We start from the raw sequence: 19,261 nt of genomic DNA, 5'->3' as shown, positions 1-19,261 counted from the left end.
AAATGATGCATTGCATATGTTTTATCCTATGCAGATCACTTGGAAAGAATATGAAGTTTGCAATTTTTATCACGTAAAAATGAAAGATAAATGCTCATTCCCTTTATTCATACATATGATGCTATATTGAAACCACTAAGGAGGTGTCCTAATGATTATTCATGTGGTGAGCGCTGGTGAAACGCTTTGGCAAATTGCAAACAGCTATTCTGTACCGCTCAATTCCATTATCCAATTAAACGGTTTATCTAATCCAAATCAATTAGTAATCGGACAATCACTCGTTATCCCTTCTCCTTACACAACCCATATTGTAAAAAGGGGTGATACCTTATGGTCTATCTCCCAACAATATCGGGTGACTATGCAATCGATTATCACAGAAAACCATTTAACGAATCCAGATGTTTTAACACCTGGCACTACACTAATTATTCCACCCACTACACATATTGTGCTACCAGGGGAGACTTTATCGCAAATTGCCACGCAATATGGAACGACTGTGCAAGCAATTGTTTTAGAAAATGAAATTTCAAATCCAAACATGATTTTCGCTGGTACGCATTTAATTATTCCGAGAGCAAAGCCTTCTATTGAAGTAAATGCTTATACGTATGAAGAGCCTAAAGAAGCTGTGCAGTCAATAAACGCGGTTGGTCATCTACTAACTTATTTTAGCCCCTTTGCTTATATGGTGAAGGAGGATGGAACACTACAGCCTATAAAGGATAAAGAAATGATTGATGCTGCCATTGCCAAAAACGTCACTCCTATGCTGACACTTACGAATTTCTCTTCTACAGAAGCCGGTTCCAACTTATCACATGTTATTTTATCTAGTGCAGAATTAAGGAAAAAAGTTATCGACAACACTTTACAAGTGATGCAGGAAAAGGGCTATAAAGTTCTAAACGTCGATTTTGAAAACGTTCTTCCAGCAGATCGGGAAAACTATAACACTTTCCTGCAATTAGCTGTTGATACTCTTCATCCAAAAGGATTCCTAGTATCAACGGCACTTGCGCCAAAAACGAGCGCAGGCAGGCACTTTATATGAGGCACATGATTATGAAGCACACGGAAGAATTGCAGACTTTGTTATTTTGATGACATATGAGTGGGGATATCGACTTGGTCCACCACAAGCAATTTCACCTATTAACGAAATGAGAAAAGTTGTGGAATATGCATTATCAGTTATACCTGCTGACAAAATTTTTTTAGGCTTTCAAATTTACGCTCGTGATTGGCTTCTTCCGCATGTTAAAGATCAAGAGGCAGAAACATTTAGCTCTCAAGAAGCACTTAACAGAGCAAGAAAATATGGCGCAACCATTCAATACGATAGGACCGCACAGTCACCATATTTCCGTTATGTCGATGAACAAGGTAGAAATCATGAGGTATGGTTTGAAGATGCTAGAAGTGCACAAGCTAAGTTTGATATGACGAAGCAATATAAACTTCGAGGTATTAGTTATTGGGCATTAGGTTTTCCTTTCCCTCAAAACTGGGCGCTATTAAATAATGATTTTTCCATTAAAAAAGTTTCATTATAAAACGTGAGGGTAATTTCGCTAGACTATACGCTGTCTAGAATGTCCAATGAGCCCTTTTACGAAGGCATTATTATGGCTTAGTTTGCGCATTTAAGGCTTTATTATGAACCCAAAAAGTTCTATACATTTCTACAATAAATTCTTACCTTTCCCTAGTTTTTCCCATGATAAAAAATCAAATCAAAGCCATATTAAGAAATATCAAAACGAAAGGAGAAACTAAACATGGGAAGAGACAATAAGCAAGGTCAAAGCGCTAACAAGGGGTCATTACCTCAAACACCAAAAAACCAAAAAATAGCACCAAACAAAGTTAGTGAAGAATTTTCTCAAGAGTTTATGAACCTGATTAATACGGTTACTAAAGAAGGTAAAACAAAAAAATAAGGGGGGGCTTCAAGTGGATTTTGAACGTGCACAAGAAATTGTCGCCTCACCAAAAGAATATGAAGTAAGCTATAATGGCGTATCAGTCTGGATTGACAAGCTTCACGATGATGGTAAAACAGCAACTGTTCATTTACGCCGTTCTTTAGAGGAACGATCCGAAGTGGACATAGGAGAATTAAAGGAAGAGTACCTCGCACATTAAATAAAAAACTGCTTACTTTCAATGATGAAGTTGAAGTAAGCAGTTTTTATGTTGTGAAAAACTTTTATATCGATGAACTAAGGCAAGTGTCCTATCTAATAAAGTATTGCAATTCGGTAAAATGAGTGTTTAATTTCCGTTCCGACAATCTTTTCGTCACTCTGGTTCTTCTTTCCGTCGCTCTGGCTTTTCTTTCCGTCGCCCTGGCTCTTCTTTCCGTCGCTCTGGCTTTTCTTTCCGTCGCTTCGACTCTTCCTTCCGTCGCCCTGGCTCTTCTTTCCGTCGCTTCGACCTTTCTTTCCGTCACCCCGACTTCTTTCCGTCGCTTCGGCTCTTCTTTCCGTCGATTATCGCCCTTCCATCCGTCGCTCTATTCCGCATCTGATAAGCCTAACTTTATATTACGAAATCCTCTTCATATTTAAACTCTTTTAAAACATCTCTTGCTCGGCTTTGTAACTCCTTGAAGCTTTTGGAAATCTCTTCAGCGGAAATCGGCTTACTAAATAAATAGCCCTGAATATAATCGCAGCCACCGGCTATGAGGAAAGCAAGTTGCTCCACTTCTTCAATTCCTTCGGCAACAACCTTTAATCTTAAATGCTTTGCCATGGATAAAATCATAGAAACGAGCGCTTCATCATTTGGATTATGTTGAATATTTCGTACGAACGCCCGGTCAATTTTTAAACAATCAATCGGAAAATCTTTTAAATATGAAAGCGACGAATATCCTGTCCCAAAGTCATCTACAGCGATTTGGATACCAATTTCCTTTAATTCATGGAGTAGCTGCGTTATTTGATCGATGTTCATCGTCATACTTTCCGTAATTTCTAATTGTAAGTATTTTGGTTCTAATTTTGTACATTGTAAAATTTCTTGTACCATCTGCACTAAGTCTTGCTGGAATAATTGTCCGATAGATAAATTTACGGCAACCTTCATCGGTGGCAAACTTTGCTCCCTCCATATTTTTGCTTGAACGCACGCCGTCTCTAAAACCCATTTCCCTAAAGGAATAATAAGGCCAGATTCTTCTGCAATTGGGATAAACAACTCAGGTGAAACAAATCCACGGGTTGGATGACGCCAACGTACTAGCGCTTCAACAGAGTCAATTTTACCCGTTTTTAAATTTACTTGTGGCTGAAAATCTAAGTAAAATTCTTCATTAGCTAAAGCTTTATGGAGCTCTTGTTCAAGCAATAGACGATCAGCAAGCCCATTTGACATATATGGCTTATAAAAAAGAACTCTTTGAGGTATTTGGCTAGCTTCCCTCATCGCTAACTGAGCATGCATTAAAAGCTCTTCACCTGAGCAATTTTCTTCATGCGGGGCAATTCCAATATTAAGATTCCCGGTGAGTGTGAATAGTTGTACTTGCAATGGTCTTTTCATAGCGCTCTTCAAATTCAAGCAAAATTGTACTAACTCCTCTCTCGTCTTCACATGATTAATATAAATAATAAACTGCCCCTCAAGAAGCTTTGCTGCAAAATAATGAGGTGGTAATATAGCTTGAATTCTCTCTGCTACGAGCTTCATCATTGTATTAGAGTAATTAATACCTATAGAAGAGCGGATAGCGGCAAGGCGATCAATCTCAATCGCAATTATTGCTTTTTGACGACTATTGTCATGTAAATCCTCTTTTAAGGTTTTCAATAATAAATGTTCATTAGGAAGTTTTGTAATATCATCGTGAAAAGCTTGAAAATGAAGCTCCTGCTGCGAATGCTCAAGATCTCGCTTTATTTTTAAAAGTTGCTGAAATGGTTTTTCAACAGTTGTATAGTAAATGGCTTTTAGGAAAAAGAAGAATGCAAAAAATTGATAAATTAATGCCGAAAAGCCCCAAATTGATTTCAAATCTTTGATGAACGCAAAGAAAATATCACTAATAATTAAATACATTGCTGCGCTAATAAGCCACATAACTCGTTTAGGCAACTCTTCTTTATACTTACTTAAAATCACTATCGTTACACCTTGTAAGACAGCAGCGAATAAATGAACAATAGCGTTTGCTTCCAGTAACAATTGTTCTTCAAGTAAAAAATATTTCGAAGAAAGATACACTAGAAAAAGACTCAGTAGTACAAACAATAAGGAACTGCTATATGTATAATTACGATCTTTCATCGTTAAGCGTTTTTTTCGCTTTAAAATAATAAAGAGAAAACCGATTGATAAACATAAACGCATGATTAAATCCAACCATATTTCCCAATATAGTGTTTCAGCCATTGGATATTGAGCCAATGCCAAGGTCACTAATTCAAACAAAGCGATGATAAAAAACAAATTACCTATGTATAATGTTTGATTTAATAATAAATGTGAAAAAACGAGCCACGATTGAATAGCGATTGCCATTGTAAATACAATAATTAGTACTTGTATAATTAAGTTCAAACAAATATAACTTTCTTCATTAAAAGAACCAAATACCTGATTACTTAAACCTAACAATGGCAACACTAGCAATAGTGGCAATACTATATACCAAATCTCTTTCTTTTTTGTCTCAAATTGATTCAACCTATTCTCCAACAGAAACCCTCCATACCAATATATATCAAATTAGATAGGTAATATGTTCTATCCAAAGGAAATTTAAAATTAAAAATTGTATTTTTCTTTGACTTCTTACAAATCATAGCATTTTTATTGGAAGTTGTATGCAATTTTAAAAAGTATGCCAATATTCATTTTTTACTGATATTAGCATACCTTTATTGCTATAGCACTATTCTTCTTTAGAATTTAACAACTCGCGAAGCTTAATCATTATTCTTGTGCGTCTTTTTTTAACTACCTCGACAGATACACCTAGTTCTTTAGCAATTTCCAAGTAACTATAACCTTCTACATAAAAAAGTAGTACTATTTTTCTTTCCTCTAATTTCAAATGAGACATAAACCATTCTATAAGAGCTGGATTTTCGTCACTTATTTCATGATCACGGATATAATTTATCGTTTCATGATCCATAGGTGTATTCATATTTTCAAAACTCTTTTCCTTTGAAAGCTCTTTTAAAATTTCTCCTTTAACGGTTGTATAAATATAAGCAGAAAACAGTCCTTTTGTTTGATCTGCTTTACGCCAAGCATTCCACACGGCTATGGATGCTATATGACGATAATACTCAAAGTCCTTATAAATTTGGCACTTTAACAAAATTGACGTGATCATCGGCTGGACTAATTCTAATACTTCATCAAATGGTAGTTCAGGTGATAACTTTTTATTATGCTGAGTCGTCATCCTATTGTCCTGTCGACTGTGCACAGTCCATTATTCCTAGGTGCCTCTATCTTAGTTATTATGCTACAAGGTGTCGAACGGCCCTTTTATCAATATAATCAGCAAATTTTTATAAGGCACTTTTTAATATTTATACCTAATAATCGTGTGATATTTCAAAAATCATATGTTTTAACTTCTTTCAGCAAATGTCTTTTGAACCTATTGCTACGCTTTCGATTAAAAGACATTGTAGCTGCCGTTACAGAAAATAATTGCTGAAAGAAGTTAAACCCTCCGGCCCATTCTGGACACAATTATGCCGAGGCATAAATGATTGTAATTCTATACATATTTCTTAAAAGGTTGGACAAATTACTACTAAGGAGGCGAAATAGATGAATTTTCAAATAAGAGATGCGATTACGACAAACGTACATGGACAATCAGCGGCAGAATTTAAAGATATTGTCGAGGATGCAATTAGCCGTGGTGAAGAGCATTTACTTCCAGGGCTTGGTGTGTTTTTCGAAAAATGGTGGCAGCAATCTAGTCCTGCTGAGCAGGATGCATTTACCCAAAAATTAGAAAAGGCCTTTGCTCACTAATTTTTTATAGACAGTTCATTCCATTTCCAATAAATGCATGATAAAGTTTAATTTATCAGAAAATTAGGAGGGATTGGAATGACTGTTGCTGTAGAATTAATAGTAAATCAACTAAAAAAAGTTTTATCTGAAGAACAGGTGTCAACAAACGAAACGGTGCGACAGCTACATGGAATGGACGAATCTCATCATATAATGAGCTTACCAGATGTCGTCGCCTTTCCTCGTTCCACGGCCGATGTCAGTGCCATCTTGAAAATTGCGCATGCGGAACGTGTACCAGTCGTACCTTTTGGTGTTGGCTCAAGCTTGGAAGGAAATGCAATTCCCATTGCACATGGCATTTCTATCGATTTCTCTGAAATGAATACTATTTTAGAAATTCGACCAGATGACCTGCTAGTAAAAGTACAACCGGGTGTAACACGTGCCCAATTGAATAAAGAATTAAAAAAACATGGACTTCAATTCACAGTTGACCCGGGTGCTGATGCTACACTAGGTGGAATGGCAGCAACGAATGCCAGTGGAACAACCGCAGTACGCTACGGTGTTATGCGTGATCAAGTACGAGATTTAGAAGTTGTACTCGCAGATGGTTCAGTCATTCATACAGGTAGCTTAGCTGCAAAGTCTTCTTCTGGTTATCACTTGAATGGCCTTTTCATTGGCTCTGAGGGTACGTTAGGTTGCTTTACAGAGTTAACTTTACAAGTCTATGGTATACCCGAGTTTGTAGCGGCGGGACGTGCAGTTTTTACGACAGTTGGCGATGCTGTCAGTGCAGTAACCGCATTGCTGCAAGCGGGCATTTCAATTGGTCGTGTTGAACTGGTCGATGAAGCCTCTATCAAACAAGCAAATATTTATAATGAAACATCCTATGATGAAAAACCAACACTATTTTTAGAATTTCACGGAAATGAAGTAGGTATGCATGCTGATATAGAATTTACTAGAGAGATTTTTGAGGATTTTGACTGTCTTTCTGTTGAATTTGAACAAGACAATGCAGCTCGTCGTAAGCTCTGGGAGGCGCGCCATTCATTGGCCTATGCATATATCCATGCCTATCCGGGGAAAAAGCTTATGTCGACAGATGTTTGTGTGCCGATATCTATGCTAACTGAGTCCGTTTTATATGCTCGTGAACAGCTTGAGGATATTGGTCTTGCAGGCGGAATTGTGGGTCACGTTGGAGACGGTAACTTCCATGCATTGTTAATGTTAGATCCAAACGATGCTGAGGAGCAAGCAAAAGCCAATCTCTTCAATGAACATATTGTCCAATTTGCTTTACTACGTGGTGGCACTTGTACTGGTGAACATGGGGTTGGTATTGGAAAAATGAAATATCAATCTACAGAGCACGGAACATCTCTATTAGTGATGAAAAGCATCAAGGCAGCACTTGATCCGCATAACATAATGAATCCAGGAAAAATTTTCACCATGTAAACATTTTACGTTCAAACATAGAAAACCCGTTGACGTCTATTATCAACGGGTTCATTTTTATAAATCATAGCGAAAACTTTTTACAAGCTTATCTCCCTTATAAAACTCTTTAGATTCATCTCTTACGAAGCCCAAGGATAAATAAAGATTAATAGCAGCCTGCATAATATCACCTGAGTGCAAATATAATGCTTGATCCTGACGATTGCGTGCAAAGTCGAAGCTTTCATGCAATAATTTTTTAGCAACGCCTAGCCCTCTTCCTTTAGGATGGACGCCCAGTAAGCGCACAATAGTAGACTTTATGTCAAGCTCCGGCAAACCATACGCTTTTTCGGAATCTGTAAATAATTGGAGTCCACCTAAAATCTCATTGCCACGCTTTGCTACTAAAATAGTTTCTGCATTTGGATTACCAACAGATGCACGAATATCACTTAAGTATGATGCCCAATTCTCAGGGTTTTCATATTCTTTTTCATACTGTGCATAACTCTCTACTAAAACCTCTAAATACCGAGCATAGTCTTCCTCTTTCAAATGCTCAATCACTATTTCAGCTACTGCCATTGTTCAATCCCCTTTTCTATTTAGTCAACAATATATCGCTTGAACTTCCCCCACTTATCAATTCTGATTGAAGTGGGAGATTCTTGGGAACAGAGCATACTTGTTGGTGTATTTCTTTACCAACAGCGGTTTCTCTTATTTACCAAGCTATCTCCGTAGATTCCTACCGTTCTATGATTTTTAAACCAAGGCTTGAGATCCTCTTTTCAATGAATGTTTGGATACCTGTACCTGTCGCTACCCTTTCGGTACAAAAGACATTCGCCGAAAAGAAGTTAAATACCGCCCTTACTATAGGCAGTTACTCTTTTTTCAATACGATATGCAAGCCATTCAACAATAACTGAAACACCCCAATAAATTAGCCCGACAGCGATAAATGCCTCCAAAAACTTTAAATTAATAGAAGCAACGATATTTGCAACCCCAGTTAACTCTTTAACCGAAAGGAAAAAAGCGAGTGACGTGGCATGTAAGAAACCAATAAAAACATTTGTGAAATTAGGGATGGATTTACTAAATGCTTGGGGTAATATATAGCGTCGCATCGCCTGTGAAAATGTTAAACCGACTGCATATGCTGCCTCTAGCTGTCCCTTTGGTACACTTAAAATACCGGACCTTATTATTTCAGAAGCATAAGCTCCTGCACTTAGCGTCAAAGCCAAAATAACAAAAAATATAATAGGAATAGAGCTTGATTGAATCTCAAGTTTTAAAGCCTTGGCTAAAACATCAACAACAATTGGTATGCCAAAATAAACAAGCATAATATGCATAATGATCGGTGTGCCTCTAAAAAAAGATACGTAAAAATTCAACAATGGTGCGAGAAATTTGGTTTGTTGTATCCGAATAAATGCAATAATAATGCCGATTAAAGTGCCCAATAAGACAGGTGTAACTGCCATGAACAACGTTAACGGCAATACTTTACTAATTTCTTTTAACGCTTCAAAAATAAAAGCAATATCTATAGTCATAGCCATTACCCCCTAGCTGATGCAGTTTCCTTTGGCATATATCGATTAAGATACCGTTCATTGCGCTTCAATACATTTTCTAACAAAATTACAATGACATAATAAACGATGGACAGCGCCAAATATATTTCTAGCGCTCTTGTCGTGGAAGCAATCAGCGTTTCTCCACGTCCCACCATATCCATAACACCAATTGAAAATGCTAAAGACGTATCCTTTAATGAACTGATCATCGTATTTGCCATATTGGGAAAGGCCACACGAATCGCCTGAGGGAGAATGATGCGAATAAAGGCCTGTATTCCACTTAATCCAACTGAATAAGCTGCTTCCATTTGTCCACGATCAACTGTTAAAATAGCCGCTCTAAAAATCTCAGCAAACGATGCAGCATTGCTCAACGTATAAGTAATAATGACAAAATACATAGCATCCATTCTTGTTACATCAATATGCACAAGTTTCAATAATGCTGGTATACCGTAAAAGACTAAAAACAATTGCACTAATATCGGCGTACCTCGAATAAACGAAATATAAATCGTTATGATTTGCTTCAAAACTAGTATATGTAGCAGCTTTGGTATAGCGATCACTATACCGAGCAGCATGCCAAAAATAGTGGCGTACACTAAGATTTCAAGTGTTACTGGTAAATACTGAAGCAATATTGGTAGTACTTTTGCAATTAGTGTGAAGTCAAAATCATTAGCCATACTTCCTTCTCCCTCTCCCATTTCATTTAGAAGTCTACCGTATAATCGTCACCAAGCCATTTCTTACTTAGCTTACTAATGACGCCTTCTGCCTTTAATTCTCGAATTGCATCATCAAGTCGCTCCTGTAAGACAGCCTCGTCTTTATTTAATAAAAAGTAAACTTTTGAATTTAATAAAGCATCTCCTACAACCTTCTCCTGCGCCTCATTGCTTTCGTTATAGTACTTTACTGCAAATGGTGTTGTAATGATTGCATCGATTCGACCTGTCGCAAGTTGATTGTGTATATCAATTGAGCCGGACGAATAGATAATATTAGCGCCTAAATTATGTTCCTTATTGTATTTCTCTATATAGACAGCCGAGTTACTAGTTGGTGAAACACTAATGTTTTTCCCCTTCAAATCATCAATGGATTGAATAGACTTGTTTTTTGCATTGACTGTTACTTGTAAGGGGAATACATTATAAGGCTCTTTATTAAAAAGGAATTTCTCCTCTCGTTCACTATTGACCTCCATTTGATGGGCAATAAAGTCAATTTTCCTTGTCTCTAAACTTAATAATAAATTTGAAAATTCCATTGTTTTAAATTCGAATTCATATTCTGGTAGCTTCTCATCAATGGCACGAACAAGCTCTACATCATATCCTGTTAAATTCCCCTTGTCATCAATAAAACAGATATTTGGAAATTGGGTTCCTGTACCAACAATGATTTTTTGAACGTCCTTGCCACCTTGTGCTACATCATTTTCACTAGTATCCCCTTCGGACTTTTCCCTATTTGTACAAGCTGTTAAAAGTAAAGTTAGCAATAATAGTAAATAAAACGATAATTTTTTCATAAACTCCCTCTCTTCTTATGCATGCGATGGTAGATCAACAGTAAGTACTGCTTTTAAATGCTCCAACCCAATTTCTGTTACTGCTTTAAAGACGCCATTTGCTCCAATTTCGACAACCGGAACATAACGGACACCATATTTTATTTCAAGAATGTCACGGAATGCATCATGATGCGTTACATCCACTGTTTTGTATGAAATGCCTTGTTGTTTTAAGTATGTTTTCACTTCATCACAATAACTACAGCCTTGCTTAGACCAAACAATTACATCTATATTTTTTGCCATGTTCATTTCCTCCTTAGCTTACCGCTTCTTTTTGCTGCAAATTTACTGGACTTAAAAGTTCAAATGATCGTTCCCGTTCAAATTCCTTCAACACAGGCGTATGCAAAATAAACTCATCAATTTGATAGCGCATATGATAGTCATCTAATACCGTTTTAATGTCTTCTGGAGTACCGTATACAATATCTGCATCATATTGCTTCACCGTAAATGTCTCTCCAGATTCCTGACCAAATTTCTCTGCAAGTTCTACCGATTGTAATGTTAGGCTTCTACCACTCGCTAAATGCACCTTCGTAATTTTTTGATCACCAATTAACTCTTTCGCCTCTTCTTTTGTAGGGGCTGCAAAGGCTGCGATCGAAACGGCGAAATGACCGCTTGGATAATGCTTGCGATAGGCTGTAACTGCTTGTGCCAACACATCATTGTCACTATTAATAAATCGAGCAAAGACGAACGCAATGCCTAGTGTGCCTGCAAGAGCGGCACTTTGCGGACTTGCCCCAAGTAAAAATAATGCTGGCTTTACCTTTGGAATCGGCGTTGCCTGTACGCCATATAACTCGTGTTCAGATGGTACAGTTTGATCAATTAATTGCTGTAAAAATGTTAATCTTCCCTCAAAATCTTCGCCTTGATTGAGCGTGCCAAATTGCAATGCCTTCGTAGAGAGGGGTAAACCGCCCGGTGCCTTCCCTATGCCTAAATCAACTCGCCCGGGCTCCAACGATGCGAGAACGTGAAAATTTTCTGCTACTTTGTATGGGCTGTAGTGCTGAAGCATCACTCCACCCGACCCGATATTGATAGACTTTGTTTTAGCAAGTAGATAAGATACTAATATCTCTGGAGATGACCCCGCTAATGTATCTGTATTATGGTGCTCTGACACCCAAAAACGTGAGTAACCCAATTTCTCTGCTTTTTGTGCTAGATCCACTGTTTTTTGTAAGGTCTGCTCGTTTGTAGCCTCCCCTATAATAGGACTTTGATCTAATATACCTAATGAATAGCTCATACACTTTCCTCCTTTAAATACACTTATTCATATATATTTACTAGGTTTTTAGACAGATTGTTTGACATAACGGCTTTCTTTAAATGGTAAACCTAAGTTGCCACGTAATGTGTCTGCCTCATATTCTTGACGGTATAGCCCTCTTGCTTGTAAAATTGGCACGACCTTATCTACAAAATCATCCAGTGCTCCAGGTACAGTAACGCCTATAATAAAGCCATCAGCCGCCTCTTGCTCAAACCAATCCTGCACGAGGTCAGCCACATGCTCTGCTGTACCAAAGAATGCTGTTTTCGGGGTTGCTTCTCGTAACGCAACTTGTCGCAATGTTAGCCCTTCTTGTTTGGCATATTTTTTTATATAATCAGTCGTACTTCTAAAGCTATTTGCTCCTATATTACCAAGCTCTGGGAACGGTGCATCTACATCATATTGTGAAAAATCATGATGATCGAAATATCGACCAAGATAAGCAAGTGCACGCTCTATCGAAACAAGCTCTACGATTTCCTGATACTTTACTTCTGCTTCCTCAAGCGTATCGCCAATAATCGGAGAAATTCCCGGGAAAATTTTAACTTCATCTGGATTGCGTCCAAATGCTGCAACCTCAGTCTTTACCCTTTTATAAAATTTCTGTGACTCTTCTAATGACGTACCATGTGTAAAAATTGCGTCTGCATCCTTTGCGGCTAACCGAATACCTGCATCTGAAGAACCCGCTTGGAAAATAACTGGCTGCCCTTGCTTAGAGCGTGCAATATTTAGCGGACCTTGCACTGAAAAATAGTTGCCCTGATGATTTAATGTGTGAAGCTTAGTTGAATCAAAAAATACATCATTTTCTACATCTGCAATGAAAGCATCATCTTCCCATGAATCCCACAAGCCTCTTACTACTTCTAAATATTCCTCAGCAATTTGATAACGTTCTGAGTGACTAGGATGCTGCTCAATTGTTTTATTGTAGTTCAAGGCAGTGCTTTCTAATGGTGTCGTAACAACATTCCACCCTGCACGACCTCCACTAATATGATCCAAAGAGGCAAATTGACGTGCCACTGTAAATGGTTCGCTATAGGAAGTTGACACAGTACCTACTAATCCGATGTTTTTAGTTGCTATTGCTAGTGCCGAAAGAATTGTTATTGGCTCGAAACGATTTAAAAAATGAGGAATTGATTTTTCATTGATAAACAAACCATCTGCAATAAAAGCTACATCAAATTTCCCCTGCTCTGCCTTTTGTGCCTGCTGAATATAAAACGGCAAGCTTACACTTTGATTGCTAGCCACCTTAGGATGACGCCAACTTGAAATATTACCACCTACACCATGAATAATAGCCCCGAATCGAATGTTGTCCTGTCTCACCATATTTATTTACTCCTCCTCAAATTTTATTTTTACTAAACTTAGTGGTTAAGTATGTTTTATATTTAAAAAAATATTTTATTTATAGGTACTCATCAATAAAATAGGATTGAGGAAGATAATACAGCTCATTTATACAGTTTGCAATAGGCTACATAATAGAAAAAAATTTACTGACTTATAAAAAATTTTATCAATTCAGATTTTCTTGAATGCTTTCAAACTGCACAGCTGTTTCTACTATTGTTTTCCAAAAGGCTGGTGCGAGCGTCTGTTTATTTTTATACGTTAAAAAAATGTGTTGATTCATATCAAGTAAATGCTTAACATCAACCTCAACAAATTCACCACTTTCAAGCTCCTTTTTTACACAGAGATGTGGTAAGAAGCTTATATACTCCTTTGTACGGATAAATTCTTTCGCTACTTCTAAATGATCCGTTCGCACTTCAATATTTGCTGATACGCCCTCTACCTCAAATATTTTATGCACATAATTCCAATCAAAAGCCCCGCATTCAAAAAACACCATTTTCTGTCGTGCCAGTTCCTTTGCATTCATTACATTTTTTTGTATAAATGGGTGCTCCCGATGCATCACAAGTTTAACCGCATTACTTAGCAGTAGTTCATTGTGAATTCCTTCCGTATGAACATATTGAATAAGACCCATATTAATTTGATGACTTTGCAGTTTCTCTAAAATCATCGCTGTTGAACCTGTGATAATCTGAAAATTCAAATGTGGAAAGTCTTTCTTCCATTTCGGCAAAGCGTAAGCTAAAAAATATTGTGCTGTGACTCCATTTGTGCCAATGCACACTTCATTAGACTCCTGCGTTTCCTCTAATTGTTTTTTCCCTCGTTGAAAGGTTTCCACAATCTGTGTTGCAAACGGAACAAAGTCCTTCCCTTTATCCGATAATATTACACTTCGCCCATCGCGATGGAATAACTCGACGTTCAACTCTCGCTCCAATGATTTAATACGAGCCGTCACAGTCGGTTGGGATAAAAACAATGCATTAGCGGCCTTATGAATACTTTTATAATGCACGACATATAAAAATGCCTCGATATGATCAATGTTCAACCGGAGCCCTCCTCAAATTACTTATTTATCCTATTATATAGACAATTGTTTTAATTCTCTATAAAAGATTGGAAAACTAGGGTTTATATTTTCATAAGGTAACTGTTAATTCGAAGAACACCGTGAAAGGGGGCGCAACAAGAAAAAAGCAACCTAGCGTCTCCCAGGTTACTTTATTATGTAGCGATGTGGTCATCCATCTTGATCACATACATCGCGTGTGGCCTACATCCCTCTGGCTACAACCACCGTTATGTTATTCACATTGACACCCCCTGTTGCCAATGTGAACTCTGTCTATATAGTACTTTTCTCAAACCGAGAAGTATAGCTGCTTTAAAGCAAGTTGTGCTTACTCAGGCGCAGAGCCATTAAATTTCTATGCTAGAATTGACGCAAGTACCGCTTTTTGCGCATGAAGTCTGTTTTCTGCTTGCTCAAAAATATAGGAATTCGGACCATCAATAACAGATGACGCTACTTCTTCTTCACGATGGGCTGGTAAACAGTGCAAGAACATATAATTCGGCTTTGCGTATGCGACAAGCTCATCATTAATTTGGTATCCTGCAAAGTCTTGTAGACGTTTTGCAGTTTCCTCTTCTTGCCCCATTGACGTCCATACATCAGCGTATACTACGTCCGCGTTTAAAACTGCTTCTACAGGATCATTTGTAATTGTAATTTTGCTACCATTTGCTGCTGCGATAGCCTGTGCCTTCGCGATCACTTCTGCGTCACATTCATAGCCAACCGGTGTTGCCACTGCCACATTCATTCCTACATGCGCAGAAGCGACTACTAATGAGTGCGCCACGTTGTTGCCATCTCCAACATACGCAATCTTAAGTCCTTTTAGTTCACCTTTATGTTCAAAGATTGTTTCTAAATCCGCTAAAGCTTGGCATGGGTGATAAATATCTGTTAAACCATTTATTACCGGTATAGATGCATGCTCTGCAAGCTCTGCAACCATTGCATGAGAGTTCGCTCGAATCATAATGCCATCTAAATAGCCTGATAGCACATGTGCTGTATCATAAACAGATTCACCGCGACCAATTTGTAAATCACGCGCATGCATAAACATACCTTTTCCACCCAATTGGTTCATACCTACTTCAAATGAAATACGAGTACGTGTTGAATGTTTTTCAAAAATCATGCCGAGTGTTTTACCTTCTAATAGCTTCGGACATTTTCCTTCTTTAGTAATCATTTTCAGCTGTGTCGATAACTCAACTAACTGCTGAACCTCTTCACTTGTGTAGTCTAACAAGGTTAATAAGTCCTTATCTTTTAAGCTAGTTACTAACTTTAGCTGTACTTCCTCAAGTAATTTCATAGCCTTCACTCCTTGTTTCGTTACTGTTGGGATTAGTATAACAATGCATAATTATAAAATCAACTGAATTTTTATGTTTATTTTCAAAAGTTAGAATTTTATCTTCTGATGTGTCAAAAATGCGAACGTTCGAATATTTATGCATATTCAAGGAAATTGCATTATTGTTAATACATATTTATAATTTATATATATTAATTGTTTAGGTGGTAAAACGTATGGATAAGGAATTGGTACATCTTATTAAGGAGATTAATCAAAAACCAATTTAAGGTTAACCAAAGAATTTTCTTCTTTGTTGGATAAAACATTAACTACAAAACGCAGTATTTTTAAATCTTCTTCAGACGAAAGGCCCCCTTCAAACTTATGCATTAGCAAAGTTTAAGGGGACATCCGCGATTGCTGTTAGCCATTTAGTAAATAGGCTGGAGCAAGAAAGTTTTATTAAAAAAAAGGATCGTAGAGAAGTGTTTATAGAGCTAGATGAACGGGGGCATCTTTATTTTCAAAAGCAGGAGGAAATTGAGCTTACTATTATTTATAAATATTATTCAAAGCTCAATCGAGAGGATTTGTTACAATTAAAGGACATACTTTCGAAATTACATTCTATTATTTCAGAAGAGCAGGAAAAAAATAAGCGTTCATAATGGAGGTATTCTTGTGGATTTACATAATTTTAAAAAGGACATTTTTAAAATTGCTTATCCTTATATAAAAACTCGGCCAAATGTTGCTTTATCCATTGGTATCATTTCTCAAGGTCAGGAAGCTACTTTTACATTCGGTGGCTCGAATTTTATGTTGGAAGAAAAGCCTTACATATATGAAGTTGGCTCGATTTCTAAAGTTTTTACTACTTCCATATTAGGGGAAATGATTCAGGAAGGAAAAGTCCATGCCGAAGATTCTATAGGCAAATACTTTTCCGCAATTCCCGATACTCACCCTGTTACGCTCAAACGTTTAGCCAATCATACTTCTGGGCTACCGGGAATAGGTGTGCTGAAAAATATTTACAATGTTTTTGATGCTCAAACACCTCGTGATCCTTTTTGTCAATATTCACTAGATGAGACTATACATTATTTTAAAACGCATATAGACGAGCCTAAAGTTAAATTTCGATATTCTAATGTAGGGATGGGGCTTTTAGGACATATTTTAGCTAATACACTTCATACGGATTATGAAACTGCTATCAAACAAAGATTAACAGATCCTTTAAATATGCCAAATACGTTTATCACTATCCCTACCGATCAAGCAGAGGCAGTATTACAAGGATACACGATCCTCGGACATAAAAAGCCACCTCTCCAAATGAATGAATTTATGGCAGCAGGGGCAGTCCGTTCAACTGTTAATGATCTTTTAAAGTTTACGAAAGTACATTTAAGTGATGAAAATTCAGGTTATACATTAACACATCAAGAGACTGAAACCTTTTCAGAAAATATAGGTATTGGTCTAGGATGGCAACTCGATCACAATATTATTTGGCATAATGGTTCGACTAAAGCTTTTTCAAGTTATTTAGGGTTTGATAAAACACAACAAACAGGCGTCGTAGTTTTATCAAATTATCGATCTCCTATATTGGCGGCAAACCCTAGTCAAATAGGTAAAGATATATTGCAGCTTTTACAGATCAATAGATGATTATATGAATTTATCGCCTAACTTTTTAAATTTATCGACATAAAAAAACAGCCCTCAAACATTTGAGTTTGAGGGTTGCTAAAGTAAAAATATCATTAGCTCTGTGTGGCGTCTACAGTTATGTAAGTATTGCTATAAAGAACCATATTAATATTTTTTACATTCCACAATTTCCTAAATTCATTTATAGGAACTTTTCGATTATAGTTATTGTTACCATCATCACAATTCGCCAGTTCCCTTAGTGATTCTGAAAGGTAGACATACTCCTTGTCATACCCTACGACAGGAACAAAATGTAAATTATTACGATCCTTATGTACTTTGATAAAAACAATTACGGGAGTTCCTTTACTAATTTCGTACTTTAATGTATTTATATTTCCTTTATAATAGCTTGTTTTAAACCCCATTTTTCTTATCACCGTACGGATTCCCTTTGGATATACATTGCCTGACCTCGTTTTACTAGGGAAATTAGTATATAACTCATCACCATCGGCCTCCATTCCAAAATGACGCAACACATATGCTGTTGAAAATGCTGCACATTCCCTATTGTTTTGTATATCTATCCTATTATTGCGTTTAATTAGATAGTTAGCCGGATAATCTCTTTTTCGTAAAACAGGTATGGGTAATGTCATTAAATATGTATTAATGATCGATGATATAATAATCCATAAAATAGCTGTTCTAACTATAAACATACTACTCCCCCATTGCTTTGTGCCCATATCGCAACATTATTCTAAATCCTTCTTTCACTAACCTACCCAGTCGGTCGAATAACTGAATAATCAGTTATTATATCTAGTGTAACATAGTCACAAATATTAGTGTGTGGGAATTAGACCTCCCCATATCGTCTCGGTGTCTGTATAGACAATCTCATTTATTGCCCATTTACCATTTATCCACCTCAAACTTTAAATTCCCCTCTTGAACCTCTAGTTACTTGATGTATTATGATTAGCTTATACCAATTGATAGGAGGAATTTTGATGAATAATAAAAAGTTTTCTATTGGAGAATTTTCAGAAAGGACAGGAATACCAATTCCTACTTTGCATTACTATGATGAAATTGGTATATTACAACCTGAAAAAAATCCTTCTTCAGGGCATCGCATTTACAATCAACAAGATATTATTACCTTACAAAAAATTATTAGTCTAAAATTCCTAGGATATAGCCTAGATAAAGTTACTACTTTGTTAAATGAATCAAGTTTTAATATGGATTTAAATGAAAGCCTGTCCCTCCATTTATATGCTTTAGAAAAAGAAAAGGAACAAATTGAGCAAACGATGCGAGCAATTAAAAGAGTAATTAAATTAGTCGAGGAGGAAAGAGAAGTAGATGGTACTGTATTATTAAGCCTTATATATAGTATGAGTACAGAACAAAAACAAAATGAATGGATGGAAAAACAAAATTTAAAGGTTATTGTGGAAGAGTTATCAAAGAAATCAGAAGAAGATCAAATTGCATTGGATAAAACATTTATTCATTTAACTAAAGAAGTAAAAAGATTATATGATTATCCAGTAGAAGACTTGAAAGTACAAGAGATGGTTAAGAAATATATAGAAGCTACTTTTTCATACCTTGGTGAAAATTTGATACAAAAGCTTGCCGATATAGATATAGAAGAGGTGGATATTCAAAAATTCGAAAATATGTCATCTTCCCCCTTCACGGAAGATGAACAAAAGTGGTTTAATCAAGCAATGCAATATTATATGCAACACACAGAATTAGATTAGAAATGGACTTAGTTAAATAATTTGAGAGTAAAGTTGAAGTTGAAGAAACATATTTTATTGAGCTCCGGTGAAGTACTGATTTTTGCGCTTCACGGATGACTAAAAGCGGA

19 protein-coding genes and 1 pseudogene are annotated in these 19,261 nt (G+C 36.6%); 8 read left to right on the top strand and 12 right to left on the bottom strand.

Going from position 1 to position 19,261, the window contains the following annotated elements:
• Positions 1-151: 151 nt before the first annotated feature.
• From ABE34_RS22885 to ABE34_RS22875, 3 genes and pseudogenes are all read left to right on the top strand, one after another.
• Positions 152-1,562 (top strand): annotated as a pseudogene (locus tag ABE34_RS22885) (LysM peptidoglycan-binding domain-containing protein).
• 225 nt (positions 1,563-1,787) lie between these two features.
• Positions 1,788-1,949 (top strand): YfhD family protein, encoded by a 162-nt coding sequence (locus ABE34_RS22880; RefSeq protein WP_197144730.1) that lies wholly within the window; start codon positions 1,788-1,790, stop codon positions 1,947-1,949.
• A 13-nt stretch (positions 1,950-1,962) separates the two neighbouring features.
• Positions 1,963-2,154, top strand: coding sequence for an H-type small acid-soluble spore protein (locus ABE34_RS22875; protein WP_197144729.1), 192 nt, complete (start codon positions 1,963-1,965; stop codon positions 2,152-2,154).
• 396 nt (positions 2,155-2,550) lie between these two features.
• Here ABE34_RS22875 and ABE34_RS22870 read toward each other — a convergent pair whose 3' ends face one another.
• The gene (locus tag ABE34_RS22870; RefSeq protein ID WP_241747245.1) at positions 2,551-4,713 is read right to left on the bottom strand and encodes a putative bifunctional diguanylate cyclase/phosphodiesterase; all 2,163 of its coding nucleotides are present in this window, start codon (positions 4,711-4,713) and stop codon (positions 2,551-2,553) included.
• 196 nt (positions 4,714-4,909) lie between these two features.
• On the bottom strand, positions 4,910-5,431 hold the full coding sequence (locus tag ABE34_RS22865; RefSeq protein WP_197144728.1) for a sigma-70 family RNA polymerase sigma factor: 522 nt from the start codon (positions 5,429-5,431) through the stop codon (positions 4,910-4,912).
• 377 nt (positions 5,432-5,808) lie between these two features.
• Between ABE34_RS22865 and sspI the strand changes: the two genes are divergently transcribed.
• Both sspI and ABE34_RS22855 read left to right on the top strand, forming a co-directional pair.
• Entirely contained in the window at positions 5,809-6,018 is a 210-nt protein-coding gene (sspI, locus tag ABE34_RS22860) for a small acid-soluble spore protein SspI (protein ID WP_079563188.1), read from the top strand.
• 78 nt (positions 6,019-6,096) lie between these two features.
• Positions 6,097-7,476, top strand: a complete 1,380-nt coding sequence (locus ABE34_RS22855; protein ID WP_197144727.1) for an FAD-binding oxidoreductase — start codon at positions 6,097-6,099, stop codon at positions 7,474-7,476.
• Between the two features lie 57 nt (positions 7,477-7,533).
• On the opposite strand, the gene ABE34_RS22850 is transcribed toward ABE34_RS22855, so the two are convergent.
• The 9 genes from ABE34_RS22850 to argF all read right to left on the bottom strand — a co-directional run bounded on the left by ABE34_RS22850 (position 7,534) and on the right by argF (position 15,717).
• Complete coding sequence (locus ABE34_RS22850) at positions 7,534-8,046, bottom strand: GNAT family N-acetyltransferase (protein WP_197144726.1); 513 nt, start codon at positions 8,044-8,046, stop codon at positions 7,534-7,536.
• 275 nt (positions 8,047-8,321) lie between these two features.
• Positions 8,322-9,029, bottom strand: a complete 708-nt coding sequence (locus ABE34_RS22845) for an amino acid ABC transporter permease (RefSeq protein WP_197144725.1) — start codon at positions 9,027-9,029, stop codon at positions 8,322-8,324.
• A gap of 5 nt (positions 9,030-9,034) precedes the next feature.
• Positions 9,035-9,745, bottom strand: a complete 711-nt coding sequence (locus ABE34_RS22840; RefSeq protein ID WP_197144724.1) for an amino acid ABC transporter permease — start codon at positions 9,743-9,745, stop codon at positions 9,035-9,037.
• A gap of 26 nt (positions 9,746-9,771) precedes the next feature.
• Entirely contained in the window at positions 9,772-10,596 is an 825-nt protein-coding gene (locus ABE34_RS22835; protein ID WP_197144723.1) for a transporter substrate-binding domain-containing protein, read from the bottom strand.
• A gap of 15 nt (positions 10,597-10,611) precedes the next feature.
• Positions 10,612-10,884, bottom strand: coding sequence for a glutaredoxin family protein (locus ABE34_RS22830; protein ID WP_197144722.1), 273 nt, complete (start codon positions 10,882-10,884; stop codon positions 10,612-10,614).
• A gap of 13 nt (positions 10,885-10,897) precedes the next feature.
• A complete protein-coding gene (locus tag ABE34_RS22825) occupies positions 10,898-11,905 on the bottom strand; it encodes an LLM class flavin-dependent oxidoreductase (RefSeq protein WP_197144721.1) in 1,008 nt (335 codons plus the stop codon).
• A gap of 48 nt (positions 11,906-11,953) precedes the next feature.
• Positions 11,954-13,282, bottom strand: a complete 1,329-nt coding sequence (locus ABE34_RS22820) for an LLM class flavin-dependent oxidoreductase (RefSeq protein WP_197144720.1) — start codon at positions 13,280-13,282, stop codon at positions 11,954-11,956.
• 190 nt (positions 13,283-13,472) lie between these two features.
• Entirely contained in the window at positions 13,473-14,372 is a 900-nt protein-coding gene (locus ABE34_RS22815) for a LysR family transcriptional regulator (protein ID WP_197144719.1), read from the bottom strand.
• A gap of 379 nt (positions 14,373-14,751) precedes the next feature.
• Positions 14,752-15,717 (bottom strand): ornithine carbamoyltransferase, encoded by a 966-nt coding sequence (gene argF / locus ABE34_RS22810; protein ID WP_197144718.1) that lies wholly within the window; start codon positions 15,715-15,717, stop codon positions 14,752-14,754.
• A 470-nt stretch (positions 15,718-16,187) separates the two neighbouring features.
• Between argF and ABE34_RS22805 the strand changes: the two genes are divergently transcribed.
• Positions 16,188-16,370, top strand: coding sequence for a hypothetical protein (locus tag ABE34_RS22805; protein ID WP_197144717.1), 183 nt, complete (start codon positions 16,188-16,190; stop codon positions 16,368-16,370).
• Between the two features lie 13 nt (positions 16,371-16,383).
• Complete coding sequence (locus ABE34_RS22800) at positions 16,384-17,382, top strand: serine hydrolase (protein ID WP_197144716.1); 999 nt, start codon at positions 16,384-16,386, stop codon at positions 17,380-17,382.
• A gap of 95 nt (positions 17,383-17,477) precedes the next feature.
• Here ABE34_RS22800 and ABE34_RS22795 read toward each other — a convergent pair whose 3' ends face one another.
• Positions 17,478-18,092, bottom strand: a complete 615-nt coding sequence (locus tag ABE34_RS22795; protein ID WP_197144862.1) for a cysteine peptidase family C39 domain-containing protein — start codon at positions 18,090-18,092, stop codon at positions 17,478-17,480.
• A 291-nt stretch (positions 18,093-18,383) separates the two neighbouring features.
• Between ABE34_RS22795 and ABE34_RS22790 the strand changes: the two genes are divergently transcribed.
• Positions 18,384-19,151, top strand: a complete 768-nt coding sequence (locus tag ABE34_RS22790) for a MerR family transcriptional regulator (RefSeq protein ID WP_197144715.1) — start codon at positions 18,384-18,386, stop codon at positions 19,149-19,151.
• Positions 19,152-19,261: the final 110 nt, after the last annotated feature.

Origin of the sequence: Lysinibacillus sphaericus, assembly GCF_015844675.1 — a bacterium.
Classification (GTDB): Bacteria; Bacillota; Bacilli; order Bacillales_A; family Planococcaceae; genus Lysinibacillus; species Lysinibacillus sphaericus_E.
The sequence above is the reverse complement of the archived record's forward strand: the minus strand, read 5'-3'. Positions and strand labels throughout refer to the sequence as shown.

What these genes read in the sequence shown, in the direction of transcription:
- argF (WP_197144718.1), bottom strand. Translation starts at nt 15,717, where the DNA reads ATGAAATTACTTGAGGAAGTACAGCTAAAGTTAGTAACTAGCTTAAAA.
- ABE34_RS22840 (WP_197144724.1), bottom strand. Translation starts at nt 9,745, where the DNA reads ATGGCTAATGATTTTGACTTCACACTAATTGCAAAAGTACTACCAATA.
- ABE34_RS22855 (WP_197144727.1), top strand. Translation starts at nt 6,097, where the DNA reads ATGACTGTTGCTGTAGAATTAATAGTAAATCAACTAAAAAAAGTTTTA.
- ABE34_RS22850 (WP_197144726.1), bottom strand. Translation starts at nt 8,046, where the DNA reads ATGGCAGTAGCTGAAATAGTGATTGAGCATTTGAAAGAGGAAGACTAT.
- ABE34_RS22845 (WP_197144725.1), bottom strand. Translation starts at nt 9,029, where the DNA reads ATGACTATAGATATTGCTTTTATTTTTGAAGCGTTAAAAGAAATTAGT.
- ABE34_RS22880 (WP_197144730.1), top strand. Translation starts at nt 1,788, where the DNA reads ATGGGAAGAGACAATAAGCAAGGTCAAAGCGCTAACAAGGGGTCATTA.
- sspI (WP_079563188.1), top strand. Translation starts at nt 5,809, where the DNA reads ATGAATTTTCAAATAAGAGATGCGATTACGACAAACGTACATGGACAA.
- ABE34_RS22830 (WP_197144722.1), bottom strand. Translation starts at nt 10,884, where the DNA reads ATGGCAAAAAATATAGATGTAATTGTTTGGTCTAAGCAAGGCTGTAGT.
- ABE34_RS22835 (WP_197144723.1), bottom strand. Translation starts at nt 10,596, where the DNA reads ATGAAAAAATTATCGTTTTATTTACTATTATTGCTAACTTTACTTTTA.
- ABE34_RS22820 (WP_197144720.1), bottom strand. Translation starts at nt 13,282, where the DNA reads ATGGTGAGACAGGACAACATTCGATTCGGGGCTATTATTCATGGTGTA.
- ABE34_RS22795 (WP_197144862.1), bottom strand. Translation starts at nt 18,092, where the DNA reads ATGTTTATAGTTAGAACAGCTATTTTATGGATTATTATATCATCGATC.
- ABE34_RS22825 (WP_197144721.1), bottom strand. Translation starts at nt 11,905, where the DNA reads ATGAGCTATTCATTAGGTATATTAGATCAAAGTCCTATTATAGGGGAG.
- ABE34_RS22865 (WP_197144728.1), bottom strand. Translation starts at nt 5,431, where the DNA reads ATGACGACTCAGCATAATAAAAAGTTATCACCTGAACTACCATTTGAT.